The organism is Pseudoalteromonas sp. P1-7a (genome assembly GCF_001401855.1).
Taxonomy (GTDB): Bacteria; Pseudomonadota; Gammaproteobacteria; order Enterobacterales; family Alteromonadaceae; genus Pseudoalteromonas.
The window spans coordinates 1-225 of record NZ_LKDU01000160.1 but is presented as its reverse complement, the minus strand read 5'-3'; the positions used below and the strand labels follow the sequence as shown (position 1 = coordinate 225).

The 225-nt window shown below is 51.6% G+C and carries 1 pseudogene; it reads left to right on the top strand.

The features are described from left to right. Nucleotides 1–225 (top strand): annotated as a pseudogene (locus AN389_RS20480) (RTX toxin); the annotation flags it as partial.

Below are 225 nucleotides of genomic sequence, written 5' to 3'. Positions count from 1 at the left end.
AGCTACACAGTAAGTGCAAGCGTAAGCGATGCCGCTGGCAATGAAGCCACAGCCTCTGGCTCAGGTGAAGTAGACACCATTGCGCCAACACTTGATTTAACCAGCCCAGGTTCAAGTAACGACGTAACCCCAATCTTAAGCGGCACCAGTGATGCACTAGAAGGCACCGTGATCACCTTTACCGTTACCGACGACTTAGGGGTAGAGCAAACCTTTACGACGACT